This window comes from Mycobacterium ahvazicum (genome assembly GCF_900176255.2).
Classification (GTDB): Bacteria; Actinomycetota; Actinomycetes; order Mycobacteriales; family Mycobacteriaceae; genus Mycobacterium; species Mycobacterium ahvazicum.
The window spans coordinates 1,627,354-1,639,996 of sequence record NZ_FXEG02000003.1 but is presented as its reverse complement, the minus strand read 5'-3'; the positions used below and the strand labels follow the sequence as shown (position 1 = coordinate 1,639,996).

Here is a 12,643-nt window from a genome sequence, read left to right as displayed (position 1 = left end):
ATGGGCGCAAGCCTGATGCAGCCATGCCGCGTGTATGAAGAAGGCCTTCGGGTTGTAAAGTACTTTCAGCGGGGAGGAAGGGAGTAAATTGACGTTACCCGCAGAAGAAGCACCGGCTAACTCCGTGCCAGCAGCCGCGGTAATACGGAGGGTGCAAGCGTTAATCGGAATTACTGGGCGTAAAGCGCACGTAGGCGGTTTGTCGCGTTGACAGCAACACCCACCGCGAGCCAACGTCGGTGACACCGTTACAGATAACAGTGTCCCCTACGAGAAAACCCCATCTAAAACCCACGTGGGTGACAGTCCTACACACCCCACAACCCGTTACAGATAAGGCGGCTGCCGTTTCCGGTCATGCATGTCGACACCGGCCACAACTTCGACGAAGTGATCTCGACCCGCGACGAACTCGTCGACGAGTTCGGGGTGCGCCTGGTAGTGGCATCGGTGCAGGAAGACATCGACGCCGGCCGGGTCGTCGAGACCATCCCGTCGCGCAACCCGATTCAGACCGTGACGCTGCTGCGTGCCATCCGCGAGAACAAGTTCGACGCCGCGTTCGGCGGCGCCCGGCGCGACGAGGAGAAGGCCCGCGCCAAGGAGCGGGTGTTCAGCTTCCGCGACGAATTCGGCCAGTGGGACCCCAAGGCCCAGCGTCCCGAGCTGTGGAACCTCTACAACGGCCGGCACCACAAGGGCGAGCACATCCGCGTCTTCCCCCTGTCGAACTGGACCGAGTTCGACATCTGGTCCTATATCGGCGCCGAGAAGGTGAAGCTGCCGTCCATCTATTACGCCCACCGGCGCAAGGTGTTCGAGCGCGACGGGATGCTGCTGGCCGTGCACCGCCACATGCAACCGCGCGCCGACGAGCCGGTGATGGAGAAGACGGTGCGGTTCCGCACGGTCGGCGATGTCACCTGCACCGGGTGCGTCGAATCGGAGGCCGCCACGGTCTCGGAGGTCATCGCCGAAACGGCGGTGTCCCGACTGACCGAGCGCGGCGCCACCAGGGCGGACGACCGCATCTCCGAGGCTGGAATGGAAGACCGGAAACGGCAGGGATACTTCTGATGGCTGCACCGACGACACTGCTCCGCATCGCAACGGCCGGCTCGGTCGACGACGGCAAGTCCACCCTGATCGGGCGGCTGCTGTACGACTCCAAGGCCGTGATGGAAGACCAGTGGGCCGCGGTCGAAAAGACCTCGAAAGAGCGCGGCCACGACTACACCGATCTGGCGCTGGTCACCGACGGCCTGCGGGCCGAGCGGGAACAGGGCATCACGATCGACGTCGCCTACCGCTACTTCGCGACCCCCAGGCGCAAATTCATCATCGCCGACACTCCGGGGCACATCCAGTACACCCGCAACATGGTCACCGGTGCGTCGACCGCCGCACTGGTGATTGTGCTCGTCGACGCCCGCCAAGGCCTGCTCGAGCAGTCCCGGCGGCACGCCTTTTTGGCCTCGCTGCTGGGCATCCAGCACATTGTGCTGGCCGTCAACAAGATGGACCTGATCGACTGGGACAGAGAGAAATTCGAAGCGATCAAGGACGAATTCCACGCCTTCGCCGCACGTTTGGACGTGCAGGACGTGGCCACCATCCCGATGTCGGCGCTGCACGGCGACAACGTGGTGACCAAATCGGACAAGACGCCCTGGTATGAGGGTCCCGCGCTGCTCTCGCATCTGGAGGAGGTCTATGTCGCCGGCGACCGCAATCTGGTCGACGTGCGCTTCCCGGTCCAGTACGTGATCCGGCCGCAGACCCACGAGCATCGCGACCACCGCAGCTATGCCGGAACGGTGGCCAGCGGCGTGATGCGTCCCGGTGACGAGGTGGTGGTGCTGCCGATCGGCAAGACCACCCGGATCACCGAGATCGAAGGCCCGAACGGCTCTGTGGGAGAGGCATTTCCGCCAATGGCCGTCTCGGTGAGCCTGGCCGACGACATCGACATTTCGCGCGGCGACATGATCGCCCGCACCAACAACCAGCCCAGGGTCACGCAGGAATTCGACGCGACCGTGTGCTGGATGGCCGACGGCGCGTCACTCGAGCCGGGCCGCGACTACGTCATCAAGCACACCACCCGAACCACCCGCGCGCGGGTCACCGCGCTGGACTACCGCCTCGATGTCAACACCCTGCATCGGGACAAGAGTGCTACGGCGTTGAAGCTCAACGAACTTGGTCGCATAACGCTGCGCACGCAGGTGCCGCTGCTGCTCGACGAATACACCCGCAACGCGAGCACCGGCTCGTTCATCCTGATCGATCCGAACACCAACGGCACGGTGGCGGCGGGCATGGTGCTGCGCGACGTCGCGGCGCAGAAGGCCAGCCCGAACACCGTGCGGCACAAGTCGCTGGTCACCGCCGATGACCGGGCGGCTCGCGGCCGGACGGTATGGCTCACCGGCCTGTCGGGTGCGGGTAAATCGTCGGTGGCGATGCTCGTCGAGCAGAAGCTGCTCGAAAAGGGCACTCCCGCTTATGTTCTCGACGGCGACAACCTGCGCCACGGCCTGAACGCCGACCTGGGCTTTTCGATGGCCGACCGCGCGGAGAACCTGCGCAGGCTGGCTCATGTCGCGACGCTGCTCGCCGATTCCGGCCAGACGGTGCTGGTGCCCGCGATCAGTCCGCTGGCCGAGCACCGCGAGATGGCTCGTAAAGTGCACGACGACGCCGGATTTGAGTTCTTCGAAGTGTTCTGCGATACCCCGCTCTCGGAGTGTGAAGCGCGTGATCCCAAGGGGCTGTATGCCAAAGCCCGCGCGGGCGAAATCACGCATTTCACCGGCATCGACAGTCCGTATCAGCGGCCCAAGAATCCGGATCTGCGGTTGATCCCGGACTGTTCGCTCGAGGAAATGGCCCAGCGCGTCATCGACATGCTGGAGTTGCGCGCCTAGCCCGCAGACCCAAGCATCCGCAGCGCAACGGGCCGATGGTGGCACAATCCTCAACGTGCGCATGTCGGCAAAAGCGGAGTACGCGGTGCGGGCGATGATTCAGCTCGCCACCGCGGACAGCGGCACGCTGGTCAAGACCGACGATTTGGCGCAAGCGCAGGGCATACCACCGCAGTTTCTGGTCGACATCCTGACCAACCTGCGTACCGATCGGTTGGTGCGCAGTCACCGCGGCCGCGACGGGGGCTACGAGCTGGCCCGTCCGGGTAGCGAGATCAGCATTGCCGACGTGCTGCGCTGCATCGACGGGCCGCTGGCCAGTGTCCGCGACATCGGCCTCGGTGACCTGCCGTACTCGGGGCCGACGGCACCCCTGGCCGACGTGTGGCGTGCGCTGCGCGCCAGCATGCGCTCGGTCTTGGAGGAGACAACGCTGGCTGATGTGGCGTCGGGCGCCCTGCCCAAACACGTGGCCAAGCTCGCCGACGACTATCGCGGCCAGGAAAGCCTGCGGCATGGCGCTCCGCGCGCCGACTAGCCCGGTTGGCTCAGCTGCCTGACCCATAGGGCCGAGTCAAGATCTCCATAGCGTGCCCGGCGGGATCCAGGAAGTAGACCCCGCGGCCGCCGTCGCTGTGGTTGATCTCGCCGGGTCGGCTTTGCCGTGGATCGGCCCAATGCTGCAGGCCGCGCGATTGGATCTTGCCGTAGATCGTGTCGAACTCCGGCTCGGACACCAGGAACGCGTAGTGCTGGCGCCGGATCTCATCCCCCTCGGGGGCGTCGGCGTAATCGAGGCTCACCCCGTGCTCGAGTGCGACGACCATGAAGTGGCCGAATGGCTTCGGGGCGGGCAGGTCGAAGAGCTCGGCGAGGAATTCCGCGGATTCGTGTTTGTCGCGGGCGGCGACGATGGTGTGGTTGAAACTGATGGACATAGTTCTTTCCAGTATTCACCTATTTGGGCGCGGTCAGCTCCAGCGCGATGTTGTCCGGGTCGCGGAATTCCAGAATGTAGGACGGCCCGATATCCTTGATCGGCTCGTGCTCGACGCCCAGTTCGTCGAGATGTGCTGCCGCGGTGTCTAATTCGTCCAGGCTGGCGAGCCGGAAAGCGATGTGGTCAAGACCGCACCGGTCTTCGTGAAAGCGATCCGAGGCGACCGGCCGCAGCCCGAGCAGCGTGCCGCCGAGGTCGTAGATGACGCCGCCGTACAAGAAGGAGAACTGGTTGCGGGTTGCCTCGTCGGCATTTTCGGGAAGTTCCAGCAACACCGGCCAGCCGAACACGCTCTCGTAGAACTGCCGCGATCGCTCGATATCGGTGACGGTCAGCCGGACATGTGCGATGGAGGTACTGGCTAAGGGCACTTACCCGAGCATGCCAGAATCGCCGTCGTGCGGATAGCAATGACGATGCCGGTGATGGAGCCGGATTTGGATGCCGCGGTGCTCGAGACCTGGGCGCGCGCGATCGACGAGGGCCCCTTCTCGTCGCTGTGCTGGGGTGAACGCATCGCGTTCGAAAACCCGGACAACCTCACGCTGCTCGGTGCGCTCGCGGCCTGGACGAAACGGGTGCGCCTGATGACGACGGTGATCGTGCCGCAGCTGCACGATCCGGTGATGTTGGCCAAGGGCCTGGCGACCGGCGACATGCTGTCCGGCGGCCGGTTGACCGTCGGCATCGGCGTGGGTGGCAGGCACGAGGACTACCACGCGGTGGGCGCCGACCCCGCGTCGCAGACCATGCGCGACATGGCCGATCGGGTCGCGGTGATGAAGCGGGTATGGGCCGGTGAAAAGATCACTGAGTCGGTGCTCCCGGTCGGACCGGCACCCGTCCAGCCCGGTGGTCCGCCGTTGTTCGTCGGCAGCATCGGACCGAAGACCATCCGCAGCGCGGCCGCCTGGGCCGACGGGCTGGCCGGCACCACCCTGGACCTGGACGTCGGCAAGCAAAATGAGCTCTTCGACGTCACACGGGAAGCGTGGGCGCGGGCCGGCAAGCCCAAACCACATCTGGTGACGTCGTTCTGGTTCGCGTTCGGCACGCCCGAGGAGTCGCGCGCCCAGGTACACCGGCACCTGCGCCGCTACATGAACTGGATCCCGGCGGAGTACGTGGACGCAATGGCCCCGATGACCGGCTGGGCCGGCGACGAAGACGAGCTGCTCGCGGTCCTGCGCAAATTCGAGGAGATCGGCACCGACGAGGTTCAGCTGATTCCGACCAGTTCGGATGTCGGCCAGGTGCGCCGGGCCGCCGACGTCGCCGCGCGGCTCTAGGCCGGTAGCCGCTCGCGACCGACCTCCGGCTGCGGGGGTTGGCCCTTTTGCAGCGTCGCGACCAGCTCGCGGTAGGGGCCGACGAGGTAGACGGTGTCGCCGGCGCGCAGCCGGGCGTCGCGTCGCGGGTGCAGCTGGACCGGGGTGTCGTCGCGGGTGATCGCGATGACGCGGGTCTGCGTGGACAGTTCGAACATCCGCATCCCGTCGAGCTCGCTGCCCGCCGCCACGTGCATGCCGCCGACCATGAAGTAGCGCTGCCCGACCGAGAACGTCCCCAGCACCTGCAGGCCCATCGCGGCGCCGACGAACCACGGAGCGGCCAGTGCGACGGTCGAACGCACGGTGTCAAAACCGAACCGTTCGGCCACCGCGCTGCCGAGCGCGTGGTCGAAAATGCGCAGCACGATCGGCACATCGGGCCGGATGACCCTCGGGATCACCCGCGGACCGAGCATCTCGCGCAGCACGATCCCGGTCTCGATATTGGTCATGTCGTCGTGGGTCAGCACCGCGATCGCACGTGCGGTGTCGACCCGGGCCGCCTCCAGCGTCTGGCGCAGCGTCGCATCCCCGAAGATCACCGGCACCTCGGCAGCGGTCGACAGGTAGCGGTTGTTCTCGTCGATCTCGATCACCGCGACCTCGTATCCGGCGGCGGTCAGGTCGGCGACGACGCGGCTGCCGAACGAACCCAGTCCGACGACGACGATGTGGTTGCGCAAGTGGCGCGCCCGCCGGCGGCCGGCGGTGTGGGCGAAGCGCTGCGAGATCAGCAGGTCGGCGATGAATGCCACCAGGACCGCGGTGGTCATCAGGCCGCCGAACATCAAACCGATGCTGAACAGTCGCAGCCAGGTGGGCTGCGTCAGGAAGCTGAAGTCGCCATAGCCGACCGTCGCGATCGTCTCGGTGCTGAAGTACAACGCGTCGACCCAGGTCATCTTCGCCTGCGGTTGGTAGCAATAGCGCAATAACACCGTCGAGCCGATCAGCACGGTCAGCACCGCGGCGACCGCACGCATGAACATCGGGTTGACGTCGTTGCGCAGGCCGCGGGCGACGTCGATGGCCAGACGCACGCGGCGCTGACGGCGCCGCGTCGTGTTGGGCCGCGGGGCCTTGATGCCGCGCGCCGTCAGCTCGTCGACGGTGCCGATCATCGCTGTCCAGTCGCCGGCGCGGACCTTGAGGTCGCGGCCAGGACAGGTCTCCAGCAGCCCGGGCGCGGGCGAGTTCTCGCCGTGGATCACCGCGACCGGGGCCAGGTCGGCGTAGATCTCGCGCAACGTCGCGTCATAGGGTGCCTGCGAGCCCGAGACGAGAAACTCGATGCCGGCCGCTTCGAACGGGTGCACGGTATGCGCCAGAGCAGCCTCGACCACCGACGGCGCCGCCAACTCGGCGACATCGAGGATCGCTCCGGGACCGTTGTCGTCGGCGACCGCTTCGCGCAGTACGTCGTTGGCCAGCCGGGCGACCACGCGCACATTCGGGTTGGCTTTCCTTGCCAGTAAAGCGATTTCGAGGTTGATCGCGTCGTCGTCGCCGGCGCAGACCACGGCGGCCGCGCGGACGATCCCGGCCTCGATGAGGTCTTCCTTGGTGTCGGCGACGGAGTCGTCGATGAGCTTGACCACGGTGGCGCCGGCGTTTTCCAGCTCCTCGGCGATCGTCGTCGCCAGCGCGTCGTCACCGCTGACGATGATATGGCCGTGCATGCTCACCTGCCTCCCGGGAACGTCACATTGCTATGACTATCGGCTACTGTGCCGATTTCTGCCAGCGCAACACCCGCTATGGCGACGGCCAGCCCGGCGCCGAATCCGTATTTTCTTGGGCTGTAATGGTTTTGCGCTAGAGGACACGGACGTCGGACGGCCCCCAGAACGCCCGCATCGACGTGATCTTCGCGTCGTCGTCGAACGTCATCAGCGAGATGGGCGAAATTCGGGTGCGGGTGTCGCCGGCATCGAGTGTCAGGTGCCAGTAGAACGCCGCCTCGTTGCCGCCGACGCGTATTTCGGCGAGTTCGGTGTCTTTCTTGGCATCTTGGAACGCCGTGTAGAACTCGCGCACCGCGTCCTGCCCGTGCCGGACTTCCGATCCGGCGGGATCCTCGATGGTGGCATCGGCGGAGTAGAGGTTCACAATCTCGTCGGTGGCGCCGCTGGCGACGTGGGCGAGGTAGCTGTTGACGGTGTGGGTGATGGCTTCTTGGGAAGGCATGGCTCCGGACGCTACCTGTTCGCCATGGCGGTCGCTTCGGGTTGGTGATACTAGCAACGTGCCTTTCATCGAACGCCTCGCTTCGCGTGAGATCTATCGGAATCCGTGGCTGATCCTCCGGGAGGACGACATCCGCCGCCCCGATGGCAGCCCCGGCATCTACGCCGTAGTGGATAAGCCGACCTATGCGCTGGTGATGCCCTATGACGAACGCCGGTTCCGGCTGGTCGAGCAGTTTCGCTATCCGGTGGGCGCCCGGCGCTGGGAGTTCCCGCAGGGCACGGCGCCCGATCTGGCCGACACCGAGCCCGCCGAGCTGGCCGCGCGCGAGCTGCGCGAGGAAACCGGGTTGAGCGCGACGTCGTTCGAGGCACTCGGCCTGCTCGACGTCGCTCCCGGCATGACCAGTCAGCGCGGCTGGGTGTTCCTGGCCACCGGGATCTCCGAGGGGCAAGCAGCCCTCGAGCACGAGGAGCAGGACATGCGCAGCGCATGGTTTTCCCGCGAAGACGTCGAGGAGATGATCCGCTCAGGGGTGATCGCCGACGCGCAGTCCGTGGCGGCCTACGGGTTGTTCCTGTTGCACGGGCGATGAGTTTCGGGGCGGGGCCGGTTGGAACCGTTCGGCGCCACGAAGTTTCGGCTGGACGCGGCATTACCGTGCGATCGTGTCCGTGCCGATATCGCATCGCGTCATCGAGTCCGCACCATGGGCACGGTGTGCGCGCGTTACCTGGCCGCGGTGCTCGCCGTCGTCGCGATCCTTGGCGTGCCCGCTATTTCGGCGCACGCCGCGACGCCCGTGTGGAATGGCAAGTACTCGTTGGTCAGATACGCCGTGAACAAGACCGGCACCAGCGTGGCGGCCGGTCAAGCCGAACCCACCTTCAGCGCCGACTACGTCTTCGTGACGTCGTGCGCGTCGGGCAGGTGCGTCGCGACCGCGACGAACGGGCCGGTCCCGAAAAACCCGACGCTGCCCCAACCGTCCCACTACACCTGGGACGGAGCCCGCTGGGTGGAGCACTTCAATTTTCAGTGGGATTGCTATATGGGTGAAGGCGTTCCGAAAGTCTGGGCACCCGCGACGTCATGGGCGTTCTACGCGCCGCAACCGGACGGTTCGCTACGTGGCACCTGGCACACCGACATCTCCAGCGGCCCATGCCGCGGGACGGTGGAGATGCCGGTGGCGGCGTTTTCAGCGGGCCCGCAATAGCCGCGGCCCGCTCAAGTCATTAGGGGCAGTAGTTGGATTCCGCGGCGCTGACGACGCCGGTCGCGTCGCTGAGGCTGATCCCCGGGTTCTTGCTCTGCACCACCTGCGCCAGCTGGTCCGGGGTCTCGCCGTTGGCGCGGTCGACGCAAATCAGGTGCCCGAGCTGGATCAACCCGGTGGGGTCTCCGGTGAGGCCGATCTTCTTGATCTGTGCGAGATAAGCGTCGTCGTCGGCGACCGCGATCCCGGTGCCCACGGTCAACGCGGCGGCAGCAATGGCGGGGACCGTCAATAAGCACAGTTTGCGAGCGGAAATCATGGTCGTCTCCTTGTTTGGGAGGGGCGGTGCAACCGCATCATTATGCGATTCTTAACGCGGCTGTGCGCGCCGAATTGACGCAGCGGGCAAAGATTAGCACCGTACTCGTCGCGCGGTCGGCGCGCTTGAGAGCACGATGTTTCTGACGGATACGTTGCTGGGCGCGGCGTTGGTGAGGCCATTCGACGGCAAAGCGGGGACCGCAATTGGTTCGGTGTCGTCCTGGCCGGCAGCAAATGGGCAGGCTACGACATGAAAAACTGTGAAATTCCCATACCCACGAAATAGTGAACATCGGCAATGATGTCTTTTTCGGAGTTTCTCCCGAGTGTCGCTATCGGATGATGGTTAGGTCGGGATGTGGCGTCTTGGGTGAAATTGTTCCGCGACACCGTCGCGGTTCGGATGGCGGTAGTCGTGGTGCTCGGCGTGGTCGTCGCCATCCTGGTGGGACATGCCCTCGGTTCGCGGTATGCGCTGGTCGGCTGGATCACCGCCGCCGGGGTGTATGTGGTGTGGACGCAGCTCATCCTGCGCGGAATGGACGCTGACCAGACCCGCGAGTGGTCGACGCGAGAAGACCCGACCCGGTGGCTCGCGGACGCGATCATCCTGACCGCAAGCGTCGCGAGCTTGGGTGGCGTCGGATATGTGGTGGCCGCCGGGTCACGCTCCGGCGCCGAGGCCCTCCAAGCGGCCGTCGTCGGCATTCTGAGCGTGGCGGCGTCCTGGTTCGCCGTGCACACGCTGTACACCGTGCACTACGCGCGGCTCTACTACTCCGGCAATCCCGGCGGCATCGATTTCCATGATCCGGAGCCGCCGCGATTTCAGGACTTCGCGTATGTCGCCTTCACCGTCGGCATGACGTATCAGGTGTCAGACACCGAGATCAATCTGACGTCCATTCGCGCCGCGGTGTTGCGTCAGGCGCTGGTGTCTTACCTGCTCGGCGCGGTGGTTCTGGCGGTCACGATCAATTTGATCGCGGGGCTGGGCTCCAAGGTGTGATCGAAAGGTGTTGCAGCTAGCCGATTTTCGTCAGGGTGAAGATGTCGTGCGAGTCGGTGAGGCCGCATGGCGCGGTGCTGTCCAAGAAGACGGCAAGGCCGGTGAGCGTGAGCGGGTCCCACGATTGTTGGACGGTGACCGGATGCAGGCTGTTGTCGTTCGGACAGATCGCGGCCTCCGGGATGGTGCGCGTCACGCTGTACTGGCCGTCGATCAGCGGGGCGTTGAATCCTTGACCCGGAGCGGTCGTCACGTGAGCCACGCAGACCTGCTTGCACGTGGTGTTGATCGTCCACGTTCCGGTGTCACCGTCCTCGTCCGCGTAGTGGTAGACACCGTTCAATTTCGTGTCGTCGGGAGCGGCCAGTGGCTCGGCCGAGGCTGGTAGTGCCGGCAACGTGGCCGCGCCAGCAAAGAATGCGGTCGCCACGATTAATCCGCTTGCCCTCATCTTTTCCGTCCTCATCTCCTGGTTTCACCGCCGCGCGGGCCAGACGAGAACGTATCAGCAAACTGAAGCGGAGTATCCGTTTGCTCCGAGACGCATAGCGAATTGATAGAGAAATTGGTCGGCTGTCCCGAAATCTTCTATGAAGTCGACATGCGTCCCGGATCGCTACCGTGTCGCGGCATTCAGCAGTGCGGGGCCCAGCACCTCTGGTTAGGGCAATAGGTCGCGTGCGCGATGCCGACCATGGATGCGACGTCGCCGATCGTAATGCCTCTGGGGTCCAAGTTGGCGTGCACGTCCCGGGATATCTGGTCCGCCGACCAGCCCCAGCCGAGATCGTCACAAATGAGCTGGGCCATCCCGATCAGGGCGCCCTCGTGTCCCGGTGGCCAGGACAGGCCGGCGGCGCGTAGTTGAGCAAGGTATCCGTCATTGACGGGATCGGCAGTCGCCATCGGTGCGCTCGCAACCAGGGCGGCACTAATCATTGCGGGAGCGGTAATTCTGACCAGCCAGGCAGATGTGGACATGGAGTCAGTGTGCGCCAAATGTGTGAAGAACAAAGAAAGTCGGGATAGCCGTTGAGCTCTGACAATCTTGGCCATCATGGGCGGGGGCCGCCGAGACCGGCGGCGGCCCGGATCTGTCGACGAGCCGCGCCGCGATCAGTCTCGGGAAATATGTAGTGGCTCAAGGCAGTCCGTGCGATGGCGCCGGCAAGGTCGCGGGGATCCACCGTCCCGGCCAGCGCCCCCTCGCGGGCGCAGCGCTGCAAGACCCCTATCAGCCCTTGGGTGATCATGGGTAGTGCCGCGGCCATCTGGTCGTGGGCGAAGCCCGGCTCGAGGTCGAGCAGCCGCCCGGGCGGCTGAGCCTCGAGGAATGCTGCGACGACGTCGAGCGCCGCCTCCAATCGTGCGACACCGACGACTCCCGACATCGCGTCGTCCATCGCCGTACCGAACCGACGGCGTTCGCGTTTTCCCATCGCGTCGATCAGGTCTTCTTTGGACACGAAGTAGCGATAGATGGTGGGTCTCGACACCCCGGCCAGCGTTGCCACGTCCGACAGTGACAGTTTGCGGGCGCCGGTCCGGAAGATCAGCCGCTGCGCCGCGTCCAGGATTCGGTCGGACAGATCTCCGTGATCTGAACGGGGTCTGCGCGATTCGGCGGTCGACACCGTGGCGGCCCCTACAGCTTGCCGAGTTTGCGCAGCCACGAGATCAACAGCCGCAGCCCATCGTCGAAGGACATCGGCACATACCCGAGGCGCCGGGCGGTCAGGTTGTCTTTGGTTCTGGGCTTACGCTCGCTGCGGGCCGCGGCTTCCGCGATGGCCATCAGGGTGGGCCCGAATTCGGCGGTCAGCGCCGCGGAATCGGTGCGGTAGTCGAGATCCTCGACGCGGTGCTCGATTCCGGCCACCTCGCAGGCGCGGTTGATGCCGCCCGCCGTGCTGAAGGTGTCCTCGGGCCGGCCGACCAACAGGTAGCGCTCGCCGGCCACCCCGTTGTCCAGCGCGGCGATCGAGCCCTTCGCGACATCCGCTCCGGCCACCCAGGTCACCGGAAAAGCCAAGTAGCGCTTGATCTTTCCGCGCATGCCCGCCAACAGCACCCGATTGAAACTGGTGCGGTGCAACGCGCGTTCCACCACCAGGCCGGGCCCGAAGATGGCGCCCGGGTGACACGTCAGCACGTCGTCGCCGGCGTCCGCGCGCCGGTGGGCCTCCTGAAAGGCGGCGAGCTTGGTGACGGTGTAGGGGTCGTTGGGCGGGTTCTCGAGCAATGGCGCCTCTTCGAAATCGACGCCCGTGCTCAGGTCGAGGAAGGTGGCGGTGCTCAGGGCGACGACTCGGCGCATGCCGTGCGCCTTGCCCGCGTCTAGGACGTTTGTCGTGCCGTCGACATTGACGGCCTTGAAGTCGTCGAGGTCCTGACTGGCACCGCCCAGCAGCGCGGCGCAGTGGATCGCGGCCTCGGCGCCCTTGGCCGCATGGAGCACATCATCGGTGTCGCTGATATCGCCCTTGACCAACTCGACGCCGATCTCGGCCAGCGCGACCGCGTCGTCGGGATTGCGCACCAGGGCGCGGACGTGGTCGCCGCGCTCGATCAACTGCTCACAGACGTTGCCGCCGGTCTGACCGGTGGCGCCGGTGACGAAGATCGTGCTGGCCATCGCAGCCTCCC

At 65.5% G+C, this 12,643-nt stretch carries 15 protein-coding genes, 1 pseudogene and 1 other annotated feature (1 of these 17 cut by a window edge); of the genes and pseudogenes, 7 read left to right on the top strand and 9 right to left on the bottom strand.

Going from position 1 to position 12,643, the window contains the following annotated elements:
• Nucleotides 1-166, top strand: a sequence feature (16S ribosomal RNA rRNA prediction is too short) (it extends 359 nt beyond the left edge of the window).
• 173 nt (nt 167-339) lie between these two features.
• The 3 genes and pseudogenes from cysD to MAAFP003_RS20265 form a co-directional block, all read left to right on the top strand.
• A pseudogene (gene cysD / locus MAAFP003_RS20275) lies at nt 340-1,077 on the top strand (sulfate adenylyltransferase subunit CysD); the annotation flags it as partial.
• A complete protein-coding gene (cysC, locus tag MAAFP003_RS20270; RefSeq protein ID WP_096289597.1) occupies nt 1,077-2,930 on the top strand; it encodes an adenylyl-sulfate kinase in 1,854 nt (617 codons plus the stop codon). The pseudogene cysD and the gene cysC, both read left to right, overlap by 1 nt.
• A gap of 55 nt (nt 2,931-2,985) precedes the next feature.
• Nucleotides 2,986-3,468, top strand: a complete 483-nt coding sequence (locus MAAFP003_RS20265; RefSeq protein ID WP_096289596.1) for an Rrf2 family transcriptional regulator — start codon at nt 2,986-2,988, stop codon at nt 3,466-3,468.
• Nucleotides 3,469-3,478: 10 nt separating this feature from the next.
• Here MAAFP003_RS20265 and MAAFP003_RS20260 read toward each other — a convergent pair whose 3' ends face one another.
• Together MAAFP003_RS20260 and MAAFP003_RS20255 are read right to left on the bottom strand one after the other, a co-directional pair.
• On the bottom strand, nt 3,479-3,868 hold the full coding sequence (locus MAAFP003_RS20260; protein ID WP_096289595.1) for a VOC family protein: 390 nt from the start codon (nt 3,866-3,868) through the stop codon (nt 3,479-3,481).
• A 19-nt stretch (nt 3,869-3,887) separates the two neighbouring features.
• Nucleotides 3,888-4,301, bottom strand: coding sequence for a VOC family protein (locus MAAFP003_RS20255; protein WP_096289594.1), 414 nt, complete (start codon nt 4,299-4,301; stop codon nt 3,888-3,890).
• A 39-nt stretch (nt 4,302-4,340) separates the two neighbouring features.
• Here MAAFP003_RS20255 and MAAFP003_RS20250 point away from each other — a divergent pair, with 39 nt between their 5' ends.
• Nucleotides 4,341-5,219 carry an LLM class flavin-dependent oxidoreductase gene (locus MAAFP003_RS20250; RefSeq protein WP_096289593.1) on the top strand — a complete coding sequence of 293 codons (879 nt, stop codon included), beginning with the start codon at nt 4,341-4,343 and terminating at the stop codon, nt 5,217-5,219.
• Here the strand turns inward: MAAFP003_RS20250 and MAAFP003_RS20245 are convergent.
• Together MAAFP003_RS20245 and MAAFP003_RS20240 are read right to left on the bottom strand one after the other, a co-directional pair.
• On the bottom strand, nt 5,216-6,940 hold the full coding sequence (locus MAAFP003_RS20245) for an NAD-binding protein (protein WP_096291296.1): 1,725 nt from the start codon (nt 6,938-6,940) through the stop codon (nt 5,216-5,218). The two genes, MAAFP003_RS20250 and MAAFP003_RS20245, sit on opposite strands and share 4 nt — an antisense overlap.
• Nucleotides 6,941-7,076: 136 nt before the next feature.
• Complete coding sequence (locus tag MAAFP003_RS20240; protein WP_096289592.1) at nt 7,077-7,448, bottom strand: nuclear transport factor 2 family protein; 372 nt, start codon at nt 7,446-7,448, stop codon at nt 7,077-7,079.
• On the opposite strand from MAAFP003_RS20240, the gene MAAFP003_RS20235 reads away from it, so the two are divergent.
• The gene (locus MAAFP003_RS20235) at nt 7,447-8,043 is read left to right on the top strand and encodes an NUDIX domain-containing protein (RefSeq protein WP_207768561.1); all 597 of its coding nucleotides are present in this window, start codon (nt 7,447-7,449) and stop codon (nt 8,041-8,043) included. The two genes, MAAFP003_RS20240 and MAAFP003_RS20235, sit on opposite strands and share 2 nt — an antisense overlap.
• A 114-nt stretch (nt 8,044-8,157) precedes the next feature.
• Nucleotides 8,158-8,667 carry an Rv2253 family sensor-like surface protein gene (locus MAAFP003_RS20230; protein WP_207768560.1) on the top strand — a complete coding sequence of 170 codons (510 nt, stop codon included), beginning with the start codon at nt 8,158-8,160 and terminating at the stop codon, nt 8,665-8,667.
• Between the two features lie 19 nt (nt 8,668-8,686).
• Here MAAFP003_RS20230 and MAAFP003_RS20225 read toward each other — a convergent pair whose 3' ends face one another.
• Nucleotides 8,687-8,986 (bottom strand): DUF732 domain-containing protein, encoded by a 300-nt coding sequence (locus MAAFP003_RS20225; protein ID WP_096289590.1) that lies wholly within the window; start codon nt 8,984-8,986, stop codon nt 8,687-8,689.
• A gap of 405 nt (nt 8,987-9,391) precedes the next feature.
• Between MAAFP003_RS20225 and MAAFP003_RS20220 the strand changes: the two genes are divergently transcribed.
• Nucleotides 9,392-9,997, top strand: coding sequence for a DUF1345 domain-containing protein (locus tag MAAFP003_RS20220; RefSeq protein ID WP_096291294.1), 606 nt, complete (start codon nt 9,392-9,394; stop codon nt 9,995-9,997).
• Between the two features lie 16 nt (nt 9,998-10,013).
• Here the strand turns inward: MAAFP003_RS20220 and MAAFP003_RS20215 are convergent, their stop codons facing one another.
• The 4 genes from MAAFP003_RS20215 to MAAFP003_RS20200 form a co-directional block, all read right to left on the bottom strand.
• Nucleotides 10,014-10,427 (bottom strand): hypothetical protein, encoded by a 414-nt coding sequence (locus MAAFP003_RS20215; protein ID WP_096289589.1) that lies wholly within the window; start codon nt 10,425-10,427, stop codon nt 10,014-10,016.
• Between the two features lie 203 nt (nt 10,428-10,630).
• Complete coding sequence (locus MAAFP003_RS20210) at nt 10,631-10,978, bottom strand: DUF732 domain-containing protein (protein WP_423790915.1); 348 nt, start codon at nt 10,976-10,978, stop codon at nt 10,631-10,633.
• Nucleotides 10,979-11,052: 74 nt separating this feature from the next.
• Entirely contained in the window at nt 11,053-11,631 is a 579-nt protein-coding gene (locus tag MAAFP003_RS20205) for a TetR/AcrR family transcriptional regulator (RefSeq protein WP_096289588.1), read from the bottom strand.
• An 11-nt stretch (nt 11,632-11,642) separates the two neighbouring features.
• Complete coding sequence (locus MAAFP003_RS20200) at nt 11,643-12,632, bottom strand: NAD-dependent epimerase/dehydratase family protein (protein WP_096289587.1); 990 nt, start codon at nt 12,630-12,632, stop codon at nt 11,643-11,645.
• Nucleotides 12,633-12,643 lie beyond the last annotated feature (11 nt).

Bases quoted from the DNA above. Each gene is read 5' to 3' on its own strand.
- MAAFP003_RS20230 (WP_207768560.1), top strand. From the start codon at position 8,158: ATGGGCACGGTGTGCGCGCGTTACCTGGCCGCGGTGCTCGCCGTCGTC.
- MAAFP003_RS20245 (WP_096291296.1), bottom strand. From the start codon at position 6,940: ATGCACGGCCATATCATCGTCAGCGGTGACGACGCGCTGGCGACGACG.
- MAAFP003_RS20210 (WP_423790915.1), bottom strand. From the start codon at position 10,978: ATGTCCACATCTGCCTGGCTGGTCAGAATTACCGCTCCCGCAATGATT.
- MAAFP003_RS20260 (WP_096289595.1), bottom strand. From the start codon at position 3,868: ATGTCCATCAGTTTCAACCACACCATCGTCGCCGCCCGCGACAAACAC.
- MAAFP003_RS20225 (WP_096289590.1), bottom strand. From the start codon at position 8,986: ATGATTTCCGCTCGCAAACTGTGCTTATTGACGGTCCCCGCCATTGCT.
- MAAFP003_RS20200 (WP_096289587.1), bottom strand. From the start codon at position 12,632: ATGGCCAGCACGATCTTCGTCACCGGCGCCACCGGTCAGACCGGCGGC.
- MAAFP003_RS20240 (WP_096289592.1), bottom strand. From the start codon at position 7,448: ATGCCTTCCCAAGAAGCCATCACCCACACCGTCAACAGCTACCTCGCC.
- MAAFP003_RS20220 (WP_096291294.1), top strand. From the start codon at position 9,392: ATGGCGGTAGTCGTGGTGCTCGGCGTGGTCGTCGCCATCCTGGTGGGA.
- MAAFP003_RS20235 (WP_207768561.1), top strand. From the start codon at position 7,447: ATGGCTCCGGACGCTACCTGTTCGCCATGGCGGTCGCTTCGGGTTGGT.
- cysC (WP_096289597.1), top strand. From the start codon at position 1,077: ATGGCTGCACCGACGACACTGCTCCGCATCGCAACGGCCGGCTCGGTC.
- MAAFP003_RS20250 (WP_096289593.1), top strand. From the start codon at position 4,341: ATGACGATGCCGGTGATGGAGCCGGATTTGGATGCCGCGGTGCTCGAG.